Source organism: Albidovulum aestuarii, from assembly GCF_029961185.1.
GTDB lineage: Bacteria > Pseudomonadota > Alphaproteobacteria > Rhodobacterales > Rhodobacteraceae > Albidovulum > Albidovulum aestuarii.
On sequence record NZ_JASBQQ010000005.1, the window covers coordinates 139,809 to 159,581 of the forward strand.

Below are 19,773 nucleotides of genomic sequence, written 5' to 3' on the forward strand. Positions count from 1 at the left end.
TTCTGTTCAGAAATACTCTCGGGGGGTCCGGGGGGCAGAAGGCCCCCCGGCGGGTCGGCCCGGCGCCAGCCGGGACGAAACCCTTTACTGCTGCGGTTCGTACCAGGAGGCGAGACCTTCCTGCAGCCGCGCGCCGGCGGCCTCCGGCGTCTCGGTACCCTTGATCGCATTCACGGATGCGTTCCAGGTCTCGGTCTCAAGGTTCGGCGTGCCGCGCGACAGGATCTGGTAGGTCGAACGGATCGTCGAATTGCACTTGTCGCGCCACGAGACGAATTCCTGAGCCAGCGGATCCTCCATCGCCACGGGTGCTGAGTTCAGCGAGAAGAAGCCCGGGAGCGCGTTTGCATAAAGCGTGGCGAATTCAGCCGAACCGACCCAGTTCAGGAAGGTCCGCGCCGCGTCGGCATTGGGGCTCGCCGCGTTCAGGCCGATGGCAATGTCGGTATGGTCCGAGATGTAGCACTCGTCACCGGCAGCCTGAACCGGCGGGTAGAAGGCGCCCATCTCGAAATCGACAAGGCTGTTGAAGCCCGAGATTTCCCAGGACCCTGCCGGATAGATCGCGGCGCGACCAAGGGTGAAGAGGTTCTGGCTGTCAGGATAGGTCTGCGCCTCATATCCGTCGCCGAGATAAGCACCCCATCTGGCCAGTTGCCGGTAGGGGGCGACCCAGGCCTCGTCAGTCAGCTTTTGTTCGCCCCTGATCAGCGCCAGACGCCCCTCTTCGCCCTTCCAGTAGTTCGGGCCGATATTGTTGTAACCCATGGTCGCGGCTTCCCACTGGTCGTTGGTGCCCATCGCCATCGGGATGTAGGTGCCGTCTTCCTTGATCTTGTCGAGCGCGGCGAAGAAGTCGGCCTCGGTCGCCGGAACCTCGATGCCCAGCTCGGCGAAGGCGTCCTTGTTGTAGATGAAACCGTGGATGACCGAGGCCATCGGCACGCAGAACGTGGCCGAGCCGTCATCGGTCTGCCAGGCGGATTTGGCAACGTCAGAGAAATTCGCCATTGCCTCAAGGTCGGAAAGGTCCGCGAGCTTGCCGCCGTCATAAAGCGCGAGCGAGGCATCGAAGGGGCGGCAGGTTATCAGGTCGCCGGCGGTGCCTGCGTCAAGCTTGGAGTTCAGCGCGGCGTTGTATTCGGCAGGTGCCGAGGGCGTAAACTGAACCTTAATGCCGGGATTGGCGGCCTCGAAGGCCGGAATGATCTTGTCCTGCCAGATCGACAGGTCGTCGTTGCGCCAGCTTTCGATGGTCAGCGTCACGTCCTGCGCACTGGCCGCGACGGCCGAGCCGAGGACCGTGGTGGCCAGCAACAGGCCGGTCAGTTTCTTCTGTGTCATTACTCACTCCCTTGGTTGGTCTGGACTGTCCGGCTCACGACGCCGGTTTCGGCGGCCCGCGCGAGTGCCGCGCGGAGATTGTTGTCGCTTGAGGTCAATAGATTAGCTGCCTCATCGGGGTTCGCTCCCTTGGCAATCAGGACGGCGGGCTTCACTGCGCCATCCGCTGAGGCCAGCGCCCGGGCGGCGGTATCGCCATCAACACCGGCGATTTCCATCACCATTGCCTGCGCGCGGGCGCGCAGCTTGGCATTGTCGGCCACGAGACCGACCATCATCCCGTCGTGGACCTGACCGAGCCTGATGCCCATCAGCGTTGACATAAGGTTCAGTGCTACCTTTTGTGCTGTGCCAGCGCCCATCCTCGTGGACCCGGCGATCACCTCGGGTGGCGTCGGTAGGCAGATCGCTACATCGGCATGTCCGAATATCGGCGCGCCGGGATTGTTAGCAACGGCAATGATTTTCGCGCCCTTCACCTTGGCGGCGACCGCCACTGCGACAGCGTAGGGGGTGCTGCCAGAAGCCGTGACGGCGATGACCGCATCCCCCGCCCGGATCGCCATGGCGGCTTTCTCGGCCTCATGGATATCGTCTTCCGTCGCGCCGGGCATATTGGCGTCGATCGGGAGGCCACCAGCCATCAAAAGAAGGATGCGATTGGACGGAATGCCGTAGGTTCCGGGCAGTTCAATGCCATCGGCATTGGCCATCAGGGAAGAAGAGCCCGCACCCGCATAGACAAGGCGATGACCCGCGCGGATCGCGTCTGCCATGATCTCGGCGCCAGCCTCCAGGTCTGGCAGAGCATTGCGAACGGAATCGACTGCAGAGATTTGCGCAGCCAGTAGTGCGTCAAGAACCTCGCACCCGGGGCGGACATCAAGGCCTTTGGCGGCTGTATGAAGTCGTTCAGTGGCAGCTGACGGCATCGAATCCCCCTCGTTCGAATAAGAATACCTATTTAATACCTATTGTACAATATTTTCTTTTTAACCCACATTGGCCTTACTAATGCACCATGAATTACTTTTTGGTCTCAAGAAATGGCTTTCTTTCAAGCTATAGGTATTATAATGGTATCTTCATGAAGCGACACGACTCACTGACGATTGGCCTTGACGGCGGCGGCACGTCCAGCCGTGCCGCGCTGATATTTGGATTTGAGGGAAGGCGGGTCGAAGCGGCCGGCGGCCCCGCCAATGTGTCCGACTTCGGCGGCGCGATTGCGAGGATCAACGACTTGCTGGAACGCCTGGCAGAGACGGCCGGGATATCCTTTGGCGAGGTCGCTGGAGCGACCGCGCATGTCGGGCTTGCGGGGGTTATGGATGCTGCGATGGCCGCCCGGGTTGCCGCCGCGTTGCCGTTCAAACGCGTGGTCGTGACCGACGATCAGCCGACGATGATTGCGGGCGCTTTGGGGGATCAGGACGGGGCGGTTGCCGCGATTGGGACCGGGTCTTTCATTGGTCGCCAGACCGCCGGTGTCATCCGTGTCCTTGGTGGCTGGGGGTTCCTGCTGGGTGATCAGGCGTCAGGCGCCTGGCTTGGCCGACAGCTTCTGCAAGAAACATTGATGGCCGGTGACGGAATGGCCCCGCACAGTCCGCTGACGGCGGCGATTTATAAGCGCTTTGGCAATGGATCAGGCATTGTCGCGTTCGCGCTGTCTTCCAGCCCGGTCGATTTCGCAACGCTCGCGCCCGAAATAGTGACCGCGGCCAAGAGTGGAGATGCCGTTGCCGTGCGTCTGATGCGGGAGGGTGCGACTTATATCGAATCCGCCCTCACCACGCTTGGGCTGACCGAGGGCGAGACGATCTGCATGACGGGCGGACTTGGCCCGGCCTATGCCGACTGGCTCGGCCCTGGTCTCGCGTCCCGGATCCGGGCGGCTGAGGGAACAGCTTTGGACGGAGCATTGCTGCTGGCGGCCCGGCTGGCAGAGGGGGGCGCATGACGATCAGCGAATTTCTTGATCCCGAACACTGGCTGAACCCCGCTAACGGGCCGCTCTATGTCCAGCTTCGCAAGCGGATCGAGGCCGGTATCGCGTCGGGTTTTCTTGCCCCTGACATGCCGCTGCCGCCCGAGCGTGAAATCGCGGCCATCTCCGATCTGTCGCGTGTGACGGTGCGCAAGGCCATCGCCGAACTGGTGGACCGAGGGCTGGTCCTGCAACGGCAGGGTTCGGGCTCGTTCGTCGCCTCGGCGCGGCCCCGGGTGGAGCAGTCGCTTTCCCGGCTGACCTCTTTTTCAGAGGATATGGCGCGACGCGGTTTCAGGTCAGAGATGGACTGGCTGGAGCGCGGCCTCTTTCTGCCCACTGCTGAAGAGGTTGAGGCATTGGGGCTTGCGTCCGGAGAACAGGTCGCCCGGCTCGCACGGCTCAGGCGGGCCGACGGGCGGCCCATGGCGATTGAACGGGCTTCGCTGCCGACTGCGATCCTGCCCAACCCATTGGTCGTGACCCGGTCGCTTTACGAAGTTTTGGGCGAAGCCGGGCTGCGCCCGGTGCGGGCGGTCCAGAAAATCTCGGCGATCAATCTTGGTGCAGCAGACGCTGAATTGCTGGGAGTGCAGCCAATGACGGCGGGGCTCAGGATTGAACGCATTTCGTACTTGCCTGACGACCGCGTCGTCGAGTTCACAAAATCCATCTATCGCGGCGATGCCTATGATTTCGTTGCCGAAATGCGCATACCGGAGGCTTGACATGACCACATCCCAAAGCTTGATGCGCAAGGAGGTTCGGGAGATTCCCGATGCCGTCGCCCGGCTTTTGGACAAGGGCGGGGTCACGATCCGGGAAGCGGCAGAGGCGGCTCGCAGCCTTGATCCATCCTACATCGCGACGGTCGCGCGGGGATCGTCAGATCACGCCTGCACCTATCTGAAATACGTGGCCGAGCTGACACTTGGCCTGCCGGTGGCCTCCATCGGACCATCTGTCGCCTCGATCTACCGGGCTCCGCTGAAACTCGGCGGCAGCCTTTGCCTGTCGGTTTCGCAATCGGGCAAGAGTCCAGACATCGTCGAACTGGCGCGCGTCGCGCGGGCAGGGGGGGCGTTGACGGTCGCTGTAACCAATGACGCTTCCTCGCCGCTGGCCGCCGCGAGCGATCAGGTCCTGGACATTCAGGCCGGGCCGGAACTCTCGGTGGCCGCGACTAAAACATTCGTCACTTCAGCTGTGGCGGGGCTGGCTCTGATTGCAGAATGGCACGGGGACGCTGAACTGAGCGCCGCCATCACGAACCTGCCGTCGCAACTGGACAAGGCAGCGCGGGTTGACTGGTCCAACCTTGGCGGGCGTCTTGCCCATGCCGCCTCGCTCTATACATTGGGCCGGGGGCCAAGCTATGCCATGTCAGGCGAGGCCGCGCTCAAGTTCAAGGAGACCTGCCAGATCCATGCAGAGAACTATTCCTCGGCCGAGGTTTTGCATGGACCGGTTTCCATCGTGTCGCAGAACTTCCCGGTTCTGGCCTTCGCCGCGGCCGATGCGGCCGAGGATACCGTGGTCGAAGTCGCCGACGCGATTGCCGGGAAGGGGGCGACGGTCTTCGTCACCTCCGACCGGGTCACGAACGCCCGCCAGTTGCCCTTCGTGCGAACGGACCACCCGCTGACCGATCCGCTTGCGCTGATTGTTTCTTTCTACGCGATGGTGGAAGAGGTCGCGCTGGCCCGTGGCATCGACCCCGACCGGCCGCGTCACCTCAACAAAGTCACCGAGACGGTCTGATGAATACGCTTTTCACAGGCGCGGATATCTTCGATGGGGCGCGGTCGGGTCCCGGATCACTGCTGGTCAAGGATGGCCGGATCGCGGCAATGCTGCCGCCCGATGCCAAGGTCGATGGCGCCGAAACGGTTAAACTCGACGGAGGGGTTCTGGCACCGGGATTTGTCGACCTGCAACTGAATGGCGGCGGCGGCGTCATGTTCAACGATGCGCCGAACGTGAAGACCCTGACGCGCATCGCCGCTGCACATGCTTCGCTCGGATCGTTGACAATCCTACCAACTCTGATCACAGACACGCCGGATCAAACCCGCGCAGCGGTCGAGGCGGTCGAAGCAGCGATTGCGGCAGGTGTTGGGGGGATTGCCGGACTTCATCTTGAAGGTCCGCATCTGAGCATCGCGCGCAAAGGTGCGCACGACCCGTCGCTGATCCGACCGATGGGTGAGGGCGATCTGGCGTTCCTCTGCGATGCCGCCCGACGCTTACCCCGGCTGATGGTGACCTTGGCGCCGGAATCGGTGACCGACGATCAAATCGCTACTTTGAGCGGCGTCGGTATTATCGTGTCGCTCGGCCATACCGATGCCGGGTTTGATCGCTGCGTCTCCGCCGCTAAATCCGGTGCACGTCTCGCAACACATCTTTTCAACGCGATGAGCCAGCTTGGCAGTCGCGAACCGGGTCTTGTCGGTGCGGTCTTGTCGACGGGTGCATTGGATGCCGGTCTGATCGCGGACGGCATTCATGTGCATCCTAAAGTCATGCGCGCGGCTTTGCGGGCCAAGACGGGGCCGGGGGAAATATTCCTTGTAACCGACGCGATGGCGCCTGCAGGTTCGAACATCTCGCAGTTCAGCCTCAACGGCCGAGAGATACGTCGCGAGGACGGGCGCCTGATGCTGGCGGATCGCACACTCGCCGGTGCGGATCTTTCAATGGCCCGGGCGATCCGCGTGATCTGCAACGATGTCGGGCTGCCGCGTGACCGCGCCTTGGCGATGGCCACGTCCGTTCCCGCGCGTGTTCTGGGCCTGTCTGGCAGTTGCGGCACGTTGGCGGCAGGGCGGGACTCGGATTTTGTGCACCTTACTGAATCGTTCGAATTGCAAGGAGTCTGGCAAAAGGGGCAGCCGATTGGCGTTACATCAGGTTAATACAATTATCTGATAATCGGTATTATGTAATATATACTTGCCCAACGATTGCCTTCCCGCTGGCATCGTCCGGCCTTTGCCATTAGATGAAGCCAGACAGCAAACCCGGAGCCTGCCCTCATGACCTTTGACCGCAAGATCAAGATCGCCCCATCGATCCTGTCCGCAGATTTCGCCAACTTTGGTCAGGAAATTCAGGCGATTGAAGATCAGGGCTGCGACTGGGTTCATGTTGACGTGATGGACGGCCATTTCGTGCCGAATCTGACTTTCGGTCCCGCGACCTGCAAGGCGATCCGACCACATATCAAAACGGTCATGGACGTGCATCTTATGATCGCGCCGGTCGATCCCTATATCGAAGCCTTCGCCGAGGCTGGCGCAGATATCATCACCGCCCATATAGAGGCCGGCCCACACATTCACCGCACACTGCAAGCCATTCGGGCCACAGGGAAACAAGCCGGTCTGGCAATCAATCCCGGCACACCGGCCGAAGCACTGATCCCGGTTCTCGACCTCGTCGATCTTGTCTGTGTCATGACGGTCAATCCGGGATTTGGTGGGCAAAAATTCATTCATTCCCAAATAGATAAGGTGCGTTCTTTGCGTTCCATGATCGGTGATCGACCGGTTCATATCGAGATCGACGGCGGCATCACGCCAGAGACCGCGCCGCTGGTCACCGCGGCCGGCGCCGATGTCCTTGTGGCGGGCTCAGGCGTTTTCTCCGGCGGGTCTGTTGCGAAACCCGAAGTCTATGGCAAGAATATCGCCGCGATCCGTGCGGCCGCCGAGGCAGCACAGTAAGGAGATAAACATGGCCGTATCCTCGCCTGTCTGCGATTTTGGTTGGAAGGCACCGGATTTCACCTTGCCGGGCACCGATGGCCGCAACTGGTCGCTCAGTGACGTCGCAGGACCGAATGGCACGCTGATCATGTTCATCTGCAATCATTGTCCATACGTGCAGTCGGTCATCGACCGGATCGTTCGGGATGCAAAGGCACTGCAGGCGCTCGGCATCGGCGTCGCAGCGATATCTTCCAACGATTCTGTCGCTTATCCGCAGGACGGCTTTGACGAGATGAAGGCGGAGGCGGTCAAACACGGCTTCAGCTTCCCCTACCTCTTCGATGAAAGCCAAGAAGTTGCAAAGGCTTACGACGCGATCTGTACGCCAGACTTCTTCGGCTTCAACGCGTCGCTAGAACTGCAGTATCGCGGCCGCCTTGATGCGTCGGGCCGTCAGGCGGCAGGTCCCGATGTGAAGCGCGAGCTGTTCGAGGCGATGAAACAGGTCGCCGAAACCGACAAGGGACCGGTGGAGCAGGTCGCATCCATGGGCTGTTCGATCAAGTGGAAGGCGGCGTGAGCCCCCTGCCCTCGCTGATCTTCGATCTCGACGGGACGCTGATCGACAGTGTGCCAGACCTCATGGCGGCAGTGAACCGAATGCTGGTTGCCGAAGGCCGGCAGACGATGGTTCGCGCCGAGGTTCAATCCTATGTCGGCGATGGCGCACCAGCTTTGGTACGCAGGGTGATGGCCGCCCGCAGTCTTTCGCCGGAGCGACATGCCGAGTTGACCGACGGGCTTGTCTCTGACTACACCGCGCGGTCCTCAGAACTGACGCGTGTCTACCCGGACGTTGCCAATGCGCTTGCTGCGCTCCGGCAGCGCGGCCATCCATTGGGTATCTGCACCAACAAGCCCGGCGCGGCGACCAAAGCGGTTCTGAAAGCACTCGGTCTCGATGGCTACTTCGATGCTGTCATCGCAGGTGACAGCTTGCCCGAGAAAAAGCCCCACCCTGCCCCACTTCAGGCCGTGGCTTCTGCGCTCGGCTCGTCTGCGATCTATATCGGTGACAGCGAGGTCGACGCCCGGACGGCGGAGGCCGCCGACCTGCCCTTTCTCCTCTATTCGGAAGGGTATCTGAGAGTGCCCCTAGAAGAAATCAGGGTTACCCACGTGTTTCGGAACTTCGCCGAGCTTCCGGACATTGTTGCCCGAATGTCCTGCCGGGCGTAACGTGGTCGCTGTGCTGGCGCTATGCCCCGACGGATATCACATTCAATAGTTGAAATGTGTTATCCGCTCCATATATCGCAATAAGACAAGGCGGGAGATCGGAATGACGGCTGAGAAACCTGAAGTGACGGGGTTCTTCGACGACGCAACGAATACGGTGACATTCCTTGTGAAAGACCCCGGCAGCAATGCCTGCGCGATCGTGGATTCGGTCCTGGATTTCGACTACGCATCGGGGCGCACGGACACCCGCTCGGCCGACCGGATCATTACGCATATCAGGGACAAGGGCCTGTCCGTCGAATGGATTCTTGAAACCCACGTTCACGCCGACCACCTTTCGGCCGCGCCCTATATTCAGGAACGTCTCGGCGGCAAGATCGGCATTGGTCAAAAGATCACGGTGGTGCAGGACACGTTCGGCAAGGTATTCAACGAAGGCACCGAGTTCCAGCGCGATGGCAGCCAGTTCGACCGGTTGTTCACCGAGGGCGATACATTTGCAATCGGCTCCCTGACAGCCGATGTGCTGCATACGCCCGGCCATACGCCGGCCTGTCTGACTTATGTGATCGGCGATGCGGCTTTTGTCGGCGATACGTTGTTCATGCCGGATTTCGGCACCGCAAGGTGCGACTTTCCCGGCGGGTCTGCCGAAACGCTTTTTCACTCGATCCAAAAGATCCTCAGCCTGCCGGACGCTACAAGGATATTCGTTGGCCACGACTACAAGGCACCGGGACGCGATGAATTCGCTTGGGAAACGACCGTAGCGGAAGAAAAAGCGCGCAACGTGCATATTGGCGGAGGGCGAACGTCAGAGGAGTTCGTCGAGATGCGCGAGGCACGCGACAAAACCCTCGCGATGCCGAAACTCATCATCCCTTCCCTACAGGTCAATATGAGGGCGGGACAGATGCCGCCGCCAGAGGAAGACGGAAAAACCTATTTGAAGGTTCCGGTTAATGGCCTTTGAAGCTTGGCCTCCGCTACGAATCTCCCGAGCGTGCAATTCGCGACAATCTCATTGACGGTGAAACCGCGGGAAAATTGACAACCAGGAGCACGGAGTATCAGCGTGGTTTTGCAACCATATCACGAAATCGTGATCCTGTTATCCTGACTAAACTGCCCTGTTTAGAAACGTTTCTGCGATCAAGAGATGTCGGTCCCTGTAAAATGCCCAACGGACCTTTGGGTATTGGCGCCCGGAATATGCGAATGCTCGCCCCCGTTCAGGTCGATAGCGGTCGTAGAACCGAAGGGCATCTTTCCAAACTGCCTACTGTGACCGGATAAAACATCGGCCTACTCAGGCACCAACACGGCATAAGTGGCTGCTTTTAATTAATTTCTTTTGTTTCTAACGAGATACACACTGGCCGAACTTACTCGGACCGTGAAAATCCAAAATTGTTACCGCAGCCTAACGAAGGCGCGCGGCTCCACGCGAGACCGCGTGCACCACCCAATCCAACAAGGCGCGGCCGTCGCTGGTTATGGTGGCAATTTTCTAAGTTTGAGTGCGCCGTGCGTTCGGGTTAAAAATCGATACGCATACGCAAGATCCAGGCGTTGATGGCAACCGTGTAGCCTCTGTCGTCTGCAGGTTGAAATAGCAATGCCAGCCCCTCTCGACAGGGCAGTACGGGCATGGCAAAAAGAAGTTGGGGATAGTGCTATGACATTGTTATCGCTGCCGGCCATTCGCGGCTCCGACTGCGGGAGCATTGTTCGGATGCATCTGTCAGTGGGGTGTTTGGCGCACGTATCAACCGTCGATATGGGCGTTCGGAGAGCACGACTACAGCAATGAACAGGCATACTCCTCTTGTCAGTCATCTGGAACGTGTCATGGAGGCGACGTCGATCGAAGAGATTTGGTCGCTTCATCTGGAGAAGATGGCAGAGTATGGCTTTGACCGCCTCCTCTACGGTTTTACGAGGTTCCGCACCTCGAATTCGTTTGGCAATGCGGAAGATTTGCTTGTCCTGTCAAACCACGACCAGGCCTATCTTGATGAATTCGTTCAAAGCGGAATCTACAACCACGCACCGATGGTACGATGGGCGGCGGTGAATGAGGGAGCGTGTTCGTGGCGCCTTATTGAAGAGGTTGCCAATTCTGGCGCAATGACGCCGACTGAACGCAAGATACTGGAACTAAACAAAAAATACGACGTCCGTTGCGGTTATTCGATAAGCTTTCACGATGTATCGGTGCGCGCCAAGGGCGCAATCGGCCTTTGCGGACGGCGCGATCTTCGTCAGCATGAAATAGATAGTATTTGGTCGGAACATGGCCGAGAGATCACCGTGATCAACAATGTCACACATCTCAGAATAACCGCGATGCCGTTTGCGTCATCACGACGGGCACTTACGCCCCGCCAACGCGAAGCTCTGGAATGGGTTGGTGACGGCAAGACGATGCAAGACATCGCCACGATCATGGGTTTGACTCCGGCCACGGTGGAAAAACATCTGCGCCTTGCCCGCGAGGCTTTGGATGTAGATACGACGGCCCAGGCCGTACTTAAGGCTTCATTCCAGAATCAAATATTCATTTTCCCCGGTTAAGAAACAAATCTTTTGGATTGATTTAAATGTGGAAACAGTTCGTTTCCGCACTTCGATGCGTTTAATGTAACAGACTGGAATCATTCACAACTTCAAGAACGTGAATTGGTAAGGATTCCCTTACTTCCGTAACGTCAGCCTTAGGGGCATTATGATGTTGTTCCGTGAGTGGTGGCATTAGCCAGGAACAGCGCCCCGGACCAGCCCGCAGCTTTGTGGGGGAATGGGGGGCCCGGGAAACCGGACGTCAGGCCTGCTGGGAGCATATTCCTTCTGGCGGGTCTGGCACTAGAGACGCGCCCTGTCCTCATCCCCAACAGGTGCTGGCGCGAATTCGGGCGGTGCATCGCGACAAGCGAGGCACCGCCCATTTTTGCGTTGCGCCAGCGGCCTGGCGTACATTCCGCCGCATTGGTTGTGTTGTTGACGCCAGAGTTTCTAAAGCGCCTCAAAGGCAGCTTTCTGTCGTGCGGACCACCGAACCCGCAGACGGTAACCGTCTTTCGTTTCAGTTTCAGACAAAACCACACCTTCGCCGTGCAACCACGCGCGCGCACGACCGGCTGCGAATGGCAGAACCAGATCGGTTTCATCCCGCTCATCGTCAAGGGCTGCTCCGATGGCATCCAGCAGCGCGACCAGCCCTTCGCCATCAAGCGCGGAAACCGCATGGACATCGGGTTTGCGCGCGTCCTGCACCAAAAGGGCTTCCCGCAAAGGCGGTGCGAGAAGATCGATCTTGTTCCAGACCTCAAACATCGGAACACCGTCATCGACGCCGAGGCTTTCGAGGATATCACCGACATCGGCCGCCTGTTCCTCGGTCTCCGGATGGGCAATGTCACGGACATGAAGGATGAGGTCAGCCTCCAGAACCTCCTCCAGCGTGGCACGGAAGGCGGCGACCAGTTGCGTCGGCAGGTCGGAGATGAAGCCCACCGTGTCCGACAGGATCACCTTCTTGCCCGAAGGAAGCACGACCCCCCGCATCGTCGGGTCGAGTGTGGCAAAGAGCATATCCTTGGCCAGAACCTCGGCCCCTGTCATGCGGTTGAACAGCGTCGATTTGCCGGCGTTGGTGTAACCAACCAGTGCAACGATCGGGAACGGCACCTTGCGGCGCGCGGCGCGGTGCAACTCGCGTGTCTTCACCACCTTGGCCAGTTGGCGGCGGATCTTCACCACCTCTTCGTCGATGGCGCGGCGGTCGGCCTCGATCTGGGTTTCCCCAGGACCACCGACGAAGCCCAACCCGCCACGCTGGCGTTCAAGGTGGGTCCAGGCGCGCACCAGCCGGGTCCGCTGGTAGGACAATGCTGCCAGTTCCACCTGCAGCACACCTTCCCGCGTCCGCGCCCGGTCGGCGAATATTTCAAGGATCAGCCCGGTCCGGTCGAGCAATTTGACGCCCCATTCCTTTTCAAGATTTCGTTGCTGCACCGGGCTGACCGGCCCGTCGACAAGCACCAATTCGACCTCGGCGGCAACAAATCGGGCCTTTAATTCAGCGATCTTGCCCGAACCGAACAGCATACCGGGCTGCACCTTGGGCAGCCGGACAATCTCGGACCCAACGATATCAAGATTGGGAAGCGCCGCGGCCAGCGACACGGCCTCCGCAAGCGCATGTTCTGGTATCCGGCGCACAGTACGACCGGATTTCAGATCGGGATGAAGGACATAGGCCTTTACGGGCCGGTCCTTGACGGTGACGGGAGTGTTCAGTCTTCGCCCTCGTAAAGCGAGATCGGCTGACCTGGCATGATGGTCGAGATCGCATGCTTGTAGACAAGCTGCGACTGGCCGTCACGGCGCAGAAGGACGCAGAAATTGTCGAACCAGGTGATCACCCCCTGAAGCTTCACCCCGTTGATCAGGAAGATTGTCACCGGAACCTTCGCCTTGCGGACATGATTAAGAAAGGCATCCTGTAAATTCTGTTTGTCGGCAGCCATGTTTATCGTCGCCTTTTGTTTTCTATACGCGCGTACACGCCCCTCGGCGCTGCACCGGGAGCTTGGGGCGAGTATGCGAAAGAATTTCCGAACTTCCAGCCCAAAAGTATGATTTTTCGTGGATTGTCGCAGTTCCGGTCAACCGCGCCAGAACTCCGGGTTGAGCAAAGCGATGATCGCAAGCGTTTCAAGACGACCCAGAACCATCGCGGCGCCGACGATGACACGGGCCGCACCGTCGAGATCCGCCCAGCTGAGGGGCGAACCTGCGGTGACGTTTGCCAAGGGGCCGGTGGTCGAAAGCGCGGCCACGGCAAAAGTCGTTGATGACACGAAATCGAGCCCGGTCAGCGACAGGGCCAGCATGGTCACCGCAATGGCGAGGGCAAAGAGCATGAAGAATATCCATGCCATCTGCGCGCCCTGCCGCCGCAACTTGCGTGCCTGCGCCCCCGATCCACCGATGGAGTTCGGGTGGATCAGGCGCTCAACCTCCCGTTCACCATGCCGGTAGAGCGCGTAGACACGCAGCAGCTTCACGCCTCCGGCCGTCGTCGCGACCCCGCCGCCGATCACCGCCAGCCCGGCAAGAATCAAACCCGGCGTCTCCAATCCGGACCAGGCCCGCGCCTCAACCCAATCGACGGATTCAAATCCCGTGGTGGTCAGGAAGGACAGCACCGTAAAGACCGTGCCCCAAAGTGCTGACACGGCGGCAACCGTATCCTTCACCTCATCGACCTCCAGTGCTCCCATCCAATGGCGTAAGAACAAAAGTGCCGGGACCACCGTTATCAGCAAGAGGGCCATGCGCAGTTCCGGGTCATCCGACAGGCCGCGAACGGCCTGCAGGGTCCGGCCTGATGGATAGAGACGGCGTGAAAGGCCGAAAACGAGAAACGCAAAGATGACAACCTCTCCGGTTGCCCCGGAATCGGACCCGGACATGCCCCCGACCGGGGAAATTCCCGATGTGGCAAGCGTCGACATCGCATGGCACGCCGCAACCAGTGCCCGGTCACCCGCGACGATCAGGCCGATCCAGAGCACGAGCGTCAGCCCGGCATAGGCAGGGAAGAGCGTGACAGTGTACCGCCACAACCGTTCGTTCGGCCCGGTGCGCTGCACTGTCTGCCCGCCTGCGGTCGCCCCCTGCCCGGCTGGCGCCCCCGTCAGAACCTCGAACCCGCCGAGGTTCATCGGCGCTAGAATGGCAATCGCGGTCAACAGCACGAAGAAGCCCCCTAGCCAGCCGACCAAAGCCCGCCACAGATGGACGGATCCAGGCAACCGTCCGGGCTCGAACAGGGTGGCGCCGGTCGTGGTCAGGGACGAAACCATTTCCCACCAGGCGTTGTAGAACGTGGTGTCCGGTACCGATTCCGCAAACGGAACCGCCAGCATCAGCGGCAAAACGGTGAACGCACCGAGCAATGTCAGTAGCTGGTCCCGCGCCGGCTGCCGGGTGCGATTGGCCGCCGTTGCAACTTCCAGCAGGACCGTGACCATCAGGAAGAGGGTGCCAGAGTAGAAGAACGCCCGTGAAACCGCATAGTTCCGAACCGAAAATCCATGGGCGGCCGGCACATACATGGCCAGAGCGAAGACCCCCATCAGGATCACCATGAACGGAATCTGATGAAGGCGGCGCATCGGTCAGAAGAAGTCGATCGAGACTTGCAGAAGCCGCTCGACCTCGGGGATGTCACCCGCCATGCAGAAGAGTGCGATGACATCCCCCTCCTCTACCCTTGTATCCCCGGTCGGTTTAACCACCTTGTCGCCCTTCATCAGGGCCCCCATCAGCACGCCTTCGGGGAATTCGATGTCGCGCACCGGGCGACCCGCGATGGGCGAGGTCGACAGGACCTGCGCCTCGATCACCTCGGCCTCGGCATCGCCGATGGAATAGATCGCGCGGACGCGGCCATGACGGATATGGCGCAGAATCGACGAGACGGTCGTGGCGCGCGGGTTGATATAGGCGTCGATGTCGAGGGCACCCATGAGCGGCACAAGCGTCGGGTCGTTGATAAGCGCGATGGCCATCGGGCAACCCGCCTGCTTGGCCCGGACGGCGGCCAGGATATTGGTCTTGTCATCGTCAGTGACGGCCAGAACCGCATCCGCACGGTCGATATTGGCCTCGGCGAGAATATCCATGTTCATGCCATCGCCATTGAGCACGATCGTCCGTTCAAGCGAATCCGCCGCCCGTTCAGCATTGCCTCGGTTTTTCTCGATCATTTTGGCGCGGATGCGGTCTGTGCGGCTTTCCAGCGCGAGGGCCACAGCAAGACCGACATTGCCGCCACCGATGATGACAATGCGTTCCTGCTTTTTCGTCGTCTTGCCGAAGATGTCGAGTGTACGATTGACGTCCTCGACATGGGAAAAGACATAGATCTGGTCACCCGCGAAAAGCTGGTCATCCGGCTCAGGGGCAAAGAGCCGCCCTTCGCGCCGGATGCCGACAACAATCGCACGGAGCGTCGAGAAGAGATCAGTGAGTTGACGCAGAGGTGTGTTTAGGACCGGGCAATCCTCGCCCAAAGCCACGCCCAGAAGTTGCGCCTTGCCGTTCATGAAGCTTTCGGTGTCGAAAGTCGCGGGCGCGGCAAGGCGTTGAAGTGCGGCCTCCGCAACCTCACGTTCGGGGCTGATCACCACGTCAATGGGGAGGTGGTCGCGCCGGTAGAGGTCAGAATAAATCGCGTCCATGTAGGATTGTGCGCGAAGCCGGGCGATCTTGCGGGTGATGCCAAAGACCGAATGCGCCACCTGGCAGGTGACCATGTTCACCTCATCCGAATGGGTGGCCGCGATGATCATATCGGCATCACGTGCGCCCGCACGTTCGAGAATGTCCGGGTAGGAGGCGAACCCCGCGATCCCCTGCACATCCAAAGCCTCGGTCGCGCGGCGGACAAGCTCAGCATTGCTGTCGACGACGGTGACGTCGTTCTTTTCCCCTGCAAGGTGCCGTGCAATCTGCCAGCCAACCTGTCCGGCGCCGCAAATGATGACTTTCATGATCGCTCCAGCATGTGACTGCGCTACTTGATAGGCGGAGGCCGTTGCGCGGTCAACGCGGCCGCTTCAGTCTGGTCGGGCAGGAAAAGTTTTGCCCCAAAACCTTTCACGGAAGGATTTTGAAACAAAATCCTTCCGGTCCAACGTCCTCAGACTTCCTCTTCTTCTTCCTCTTCCACATGCGCCACGCGGGCACCCGATTTTGAGGTTGTGACAACACCCAGCGATTTCAGTTTGCGATGCAGGGCCGACCGCTCCATGCCCACAAAAGTCGCGGTGCGGCTGATATTTCCGCCGAATCTGTTGATCTGTGTAAGCAGGTATTCGCGTTCAAAGAGTTCGCGCGCCTCGCGCAGCGGCAGGGTCGCGAGCCCGCCGGACAAGACCACGCGACCTTCTTCCTGCGAACCTTCGCTCTGTCCGGGAAGTTCGCGCGCCTCGATCGGGCCGCTGGATTCCCCCAGGATCAGAACTCTCTCTATGACATTACGAAGCTGGCGGATGTTGCCGGGCCATGCCATCGTCTGCATCAGCGCCTCGGCCTCTTCCGAAAGGTCGCGCAACGGCAGACCCTGGCTCTTGTTGAATCCGGCCACGAAATGCTGCGACAATTCGGGAATGTCCTCGCGGCGTTCCTCCAGCGACGGCACCGCAATCGGCACGACATTGAGGCGGTCGTAAAGTTCCTGGCGGAAGCGTCCTGCCGCAATCTCGTTGGCGAGATCGCGCGTCGTCGACGAAATCACCCTCAGATCGACCCGGACCTTGTCCGCCCCGCCAACCCGTGTGAACTGCTGTTCGGTCAGCACCCGAAGGATCTTCGATTGCGTGCCGGTCGGCATATCGGCCACTTCGTCGAAGTAGACGACACCGCCATGGGCCTGTTCCAAAAGCCCTTTTTCCACGCCACGCTCGGGTGTTTCACGCCCGAAAAGCACTTCTTCCATACGCTCCGGTTCGATCGACGCGGAGGCAACGGAAATGAACGGTCCGCTTGCCCGGTTGGAATTGACATGTATGTAGCGCGCCGCGACCTCCTTGCCTGATCCGGGCTGACCGGTCAGCATCACGCGGCCGTTGGACTTCGTCACCTTGTCGAGTTGTGCCTTCAGTGCGCGGAACGAGTGGCTGGACCCGATCATATCGGACGACGCCACATCCCCGCGGCGAAGCGAGGCGTTCTCGCGCCTGAGCCGCGACGTTTCCATGGCCCGCGCGATCACGACTGTCAACTGGTCGATGTTGAAAGGTTTCTCGATGAAATCATAGGCGCCCTGCTTGATTGCTGCGACCGCGATTTCGATATTGCCGTGACCCGAGATGATGATGATCGGAATGTCGGGATTGTCCCGCTTCACCGTCTTCAGAATGTCGATTCCGTCCATCCGGCTGTCCTTCAGCCAGATATCGAGCACCATCAGCGCCGGCGGTTCCGCATTGATCTCGGCCATGCATTCGTCCGAGTTGGATGCCAGTCGGGTCGTGAAACCCTCGTCCTTCAGGATATCGGAAATCAGTTCACGGATATCACGTTCGTCGTCAACGATCAGAATGTCATTCATCTACCACCTCCGGCCGTTTCAACGGCTTTGTCTTTCTGCCCACGACCGGTTTTTGCCCTTGGCAGGCGAATCTCGGCCATCGCGCCCCTGCGGGCACCCTCACTGAACGGTTCGGCATCGGTCAGGATGAGCGTGCCGCCGTGTTCCTCGATAATCTTCTTGACGATGGAAAGGCCAAGCCCGGTGCCCTTCTCGCGCGTCGTCACGTAGGGTTCAAACAACCGCGCCCGGTCTTCCGGCAGCCCGATGCCGTTATCGGCAATGCGGATCGTGACCAGGGCTGGCGTAGCCTCCATCGACACCCTGACCTCGGGGGCGTAGCCGTCGGGCGCGCCTGCTTCCATCAACGATTCAATCGCCTCGCCGCCATTCTTGATCAGGTTCGTGACCGCCTGCGATATCATCGTCGAATCGAGTTCCACCGTGACCGGCAGGTCCGGCAGGTCGGCACTAAGTTTCGCCCCGTGCAACGCGCCATCCTGCAATGTCACCGCATCGCGCATCAGCTTGGTCAGATCGTGATCGCGCCGGTCGGGTTCCGGCATACGGGCGAATTTGGAAAACTCGTCGACAATGCGACGCAGGTCACCGGTCTGGCGGACGATGACATCCGTCATCTGCTGAAGGTTTTCTGACTCCTCACCCACCATGCCGGTGAACTTGCGACGGATGCGTTCGGCGGAAAGCTGGATCGGCGTCAGCGGGTTTTTGATCTCATGCGCGATGCGGCGGGCGACGTCACCCCAGGCCGCCATACGCTGCGCGCTGACCAGTTCGGTCACATCGTCGAAGGACACCACGTAGCCTTCGAGTCGCCCCTCGGTATTGCGCCTGATCGCCATGCGAACGAGCAGGCTTTCCAACCGCCCTTCGCGGCTGACCTTGATTTCTTCCTGCGCGACCTCGCCGATCCCTTCGCGTAACCGCGCGAAAAGAGCGGAAAACTCAGGTACAGCCTCGGCCAGCGCGCGGTCGTGGTCGGTCACCTCGTCCAGACCCAGAAGCCGGGTCGCAGCTCGATTGAGGAAATCTACATTTCCTTCAGCGTCGAGGCCGATGACCCCCGAAGTTACGGACGACAGCACCGAGTCAAACAACCGCCGCCGCCGTTCCGTAGCCCGGTGGCTGTCCATAAGGGCCTGCCGCTGCGTATTGAGTTGCCGCGTCATCTGGTTAAAGACCCGGCCGAGCATGGCAATCTCGTCGTCGCCCTCCTCTTCCACCACCTGCACTTCCAGATCGCCCGCACCGACCCGCTGCGCCGCACCCGCCAAACGCCCGACAGGCCGTGAAAGGCGTTCGGCGACCCAGAGCCCCATCCATGTCGCAGCCAGCACCAGAAGGAGCGCGAAGCCAACATAAACCAGACCGAACTCGAACAGGACACGCCCGCGCGACGCTTCAAGCTGTTGGTAAAGCGCCACCGTGGCACGGGTTTCATCCAGCAGGTTAAGGATCTGCCCGTCGACATTGCGGCTGACATAGAGCAGGCGGTCAGAAAACGCCGGCAGGGCGATCAAGGCCCGAAATTCGTTGTTGTCCCAATCCTCGACCAGAACCGTTTCGCCACCGCGCGCACGGGTGATGTCTTCATTGGCCGGCTTTTCGAAATCAAACAGATAGGACCGTTCACCCCGCGCCCTGATCTCGCCGCTGCCGTCGATGACATAGGCTTCGCGCAAACCGCGCTGAATCTGCGTCTGACCCTGGGTCAGAAGTTGGCGAAGATCGGCGTCCGGAAGCAGGAACGTCGCTTCTTTCGCGCGGTTGAGGAAATCCGCCAATGCCGTGGCATCGGTGATCAGGTCCTGCCGGTGTTCTTCCTGGTAGGCCTCGGCGGCCGTTAGCGAGGTGCCGACCACCCCGCGCACGCGGTCGGAAAACCAACCCTCAAGACCGATATTGACGGTCAGCCCAGCAAATATCGCAACAAGGATCGTCGGCACGAGCGCGATACCGGCGAAAATGCCCGTGAGCCTCATATGCAGCCTTGATCCCGCCGATTGCGCCCGCCGGGCGGCGATCATCCGTGCAAGCCGTGCAAGCACCATGCCGCCCAGAGCCAGGAAGTAGACGAGGTCGGCGAGAAGGATCAGGCGGAGCGAAGACGATTCCGCCCCCTGTCCGAAGGGACCAAGCGCAATGAAGGTCGCGATCGCCAGAAGTGGCCCTAGAACGACAAGACCAAGTGTCAGTACGTTCTGGAACCGCCGTTGCCGCCGCAACCGCGCAAATCGTTCCCATGATGCACTGCGCGCTAAGCCCTGCACAAGGCTCGCCCCTGATCTTGGGCCGCTAAAGCGGCCATCGCCGATATATCGTGGTCCTTTCACCTGCTGACGCAGATGGGCCACGGT

At 60.2% G+C, this 19,773-nt stretch carries 17 protein-coding genes; 9 read left to right on the forward strand and 8 right to left on the reverse strand.

All coding sequences use genetic code 11. The annotated features are described in order from the left end of the window. Nucleotides 1–84: 84 nt before the first annotated feature. Both QKW60_RS12900 and QKW60_RS12905 read right to left on the reverse strand, forming a co-directional pair. Nucleotides 85–1,344 (reverse strand): ABC transporter substrate-binding protein, encoded by a 1,260-nt coding sequence (locus QKW60_RS12900; protein WP_282369253.1) that lies wholly within the window; start codon nucleotides 1,342–1,344, stop codon nucleotides 85–87. Next, on the reverse strand, nucleotides 1,344–2,276 hold the full coding sequence (locus tag QKW60_RS12905) for an N-acetylmuramic acid 6-phosphate etherase (protein WP_282369255.1): 933 nt from the start codon (nucleotides 2,274–2,276) through the stop codon (nucleotides 1,344–1,346). The genes QKW60_RS12900 and QKW60_RS12905 overlap by 1 nt, the downstream gene beginning before the upstream one ends. Before the next feature lie 155 nt (nucleotides 2,277–2,431). Between QKW60_RS12905 and QKW60_RS12910 the strand changes: the two genes are divergently transcribed. From QKW60_RS12910 to QKW60_RS12950, 9 genes are all read left to right on the forward strand, one after another. Further along, entirely contained in the window at nucleotides 2,432–3,307 is an 876-nt protein-coding gene (locus QKW60_RS12910; RefSeq protein WP_282369256.1) for a glucosamine kinase nucleotide-binding domain-containing protein, read from the forward strand. Next, the gene (locus QKW60_RS12915) at nucleotides 3,304–4,062 is read left to right on the forward strand and encodes a GntR family transcriptional regulator (RefSeq protein ID WP_282369258.1); all 759 of its coding nucleotides are present in this window, start codon (nucleotides 3,304–3,306) and stop codon (nucleotides 4,060–4,062) included. Before QKW60_RS12910 ends, QKW60_RS12915 begins: the two co-directional genes overlap by 4 nt. Before the next feature lies 1 nt (nucleotide 4,063). Further along, complete coding sequence (locus tag QKW60_RS12920) at nucleotides 4,064–5,095, forward strand: SIS domain-containing protein (protein ID WP_282369260.1); 1,032 nt, start codon at nucleotides 4,064–4,066, stop codon at nucleotides 5,093–5,095. Further along, nucleotides 5,095–6,252: an N-acetylglucosamine-6-phosphate deacetylase gene (gene nagA, locus QKW60_RS12925; protein ID WP_282369262.1), complete on the forward strand. Its 1,158-nt coding sequence runs from the start codon at nucleotides 5,095–5,097 to the stop codon at nucleotides 6,250–6,252. The genes QKW60_RS12920 and nagA overlap by 1 nt, the downstream gene beginning before the upstream one ends. Nucleotides 6,253–6,372: 120 nt before the next feature. Then, on the forward strand, nucleotides 6,373–7,062 hold the full coding sequence (gene rpe / locus QKW60_RS12930; RefSeq protein WP_282369264.1) for a ribulose-phosphate 3-epimerase: 690 nt from the start codon (nucleotides 6,373–6,375) through the stop codon (nucleotides 7,060–7,062). Nucleotides 7,063–7,072: 10 nt separating this feature from the next. Beyond that, entirely contained in the window at nucleotides 7,073–7,627 is a 555-nt protein-coding gene (locus QKW60_RS12935; protein ID WP_282369266.1) for a thioredoxin family protein, read from the forward strand. Then, nucleotides 7,624–8,286 (forward strand): phosphoglycolate phosphatase, encoded by a 663-nt coding sequence (gph, locus tag QKW60_RS12940; protein WP_282369268.1) that lies wholly within the window; start codon nucleotides 7,624–7,626, stop codon nucleotides 8,284–8,286. The genes QKW60_RS12935 and gph overlap by 4 nt, the downstream gene beginning before the upstream one ends. A 103-nt stretch (nucleotides 8,287–8,389) precedes the next feature. Beyond that, a complete protein-coding gene (locus tag QKW60_RS12945) occupies nucleotides 8,390–9,262 on the forward strand; it encodes an MBL fold metallo-hydrolase (RefSeq protein WP_282369270.1) in 873 nt (290 codons plus the stop codon). A gap of 878 nt (nucleotides 9,263–10,140) precedes the next feature. Continuing rightward, on the forward strand, nucleotides 10,141–10,866 hold the full coding sequence (locus QKW60_RS12950) for a helix-turn-helix transcriptional regulator (protein WP_282369272.1): 726 nt from the start codon (nucleotides 10,141–10,143) through the stop codon (nucleotides 10,864–10,866). Nucleotides 10,867–11,304: 438 nt separating this feature from the next. Here the strand turns inward: QKW60_RS12950 and hflX are convergent, their stop codons facing one another. From hflX to QKW60_RS12980, 6 genes are all read right to left on the reverse strand, one after another. Continuing rightward, nucleotides 11,305–12,591 carry a GTPase HflX gene (gene hflX / locus QKW60_RS12955; protein WP_282369478.1) on the reverse strand — a complete coding sequence of 429 codons (1,287 nt, stop codon included), beginning with the start codon at nucleotides 12,589–12,591 and terminating at the stop codon, nucleotides 11,305–11,307. After that, nucleotides 12,588–12,821, reverse strand: coding sequence for an RNA chaperone Hfq (gene hfq, locus QKW60_RS12960; RefSeq protein WP_105512925.1), 234 nt, complete (start codon nucleotides 12,819–12,821; stop codon nucleotides 12,588–12,590). The genes hflX and hfq overlap by 4 nt, the downstream gene beginning before the upstream one ends. 138 nt (nucleotides 12,822–12,959) lie before the next feature. After that, nucleotides 12,960–14,474 (reverse strand): TrkH family potassium uptake protein, encoded by a 1,515-nt coding sequence (locus QKW60_RS12965; RefSeq protein ID WP_282369277.1) that lies wholly within the window; start codon nucleotides 14,472–14,474, stop codon nucleotides 12,960–12,962. Nucleotides 14,475–14,477: 3 nt separating this feature from the next. Continuing rightward, entirely contained in the window at nucleotides 14,478–15,854 is a 1,377-nt protein-coding gene (trkA, locus tag QKW60_RS12970; protein ID WP_282369278.1) for a Trk system potassium transporter TrkA, read from the reverse strand. 149 nt (nucleotides 15,855–16,003) lie between these two features. Continuing rightward, nucleotides 16,004–17,416 (reverse strand): nitrogen assimilation response regulator NtrX, encoded by a 1,413-nt coding sequence (gene ntrX / locus QKW60_RS12975; protein ID WP_282369280.1) that lies wholly within the window; start codon nucleotides 17,414–17,416, stop codon nucleotides 16,004–16,006. Further along, nucleotides 17,413–19,686 carry a sensor histidine kinase NtrY-like gene (locus tag QKW60_RS12980; RefSeq protein WP_282369282.1) on the reverse strand — a complete coding sequence of 758 codons (2,274 nt, stop codon included), beginning with the start codon at nucleotides 19,684–19,686 and terminating at the stop codon, nucleotides 17,413–17,415. The genes ntrX and QKW60_RS12980 overlap by 4 nt, the downstream gene beginning before the upstream one ends. Nucleotides 19,687–19,773 lie beyond the last annotated feature (87 nt).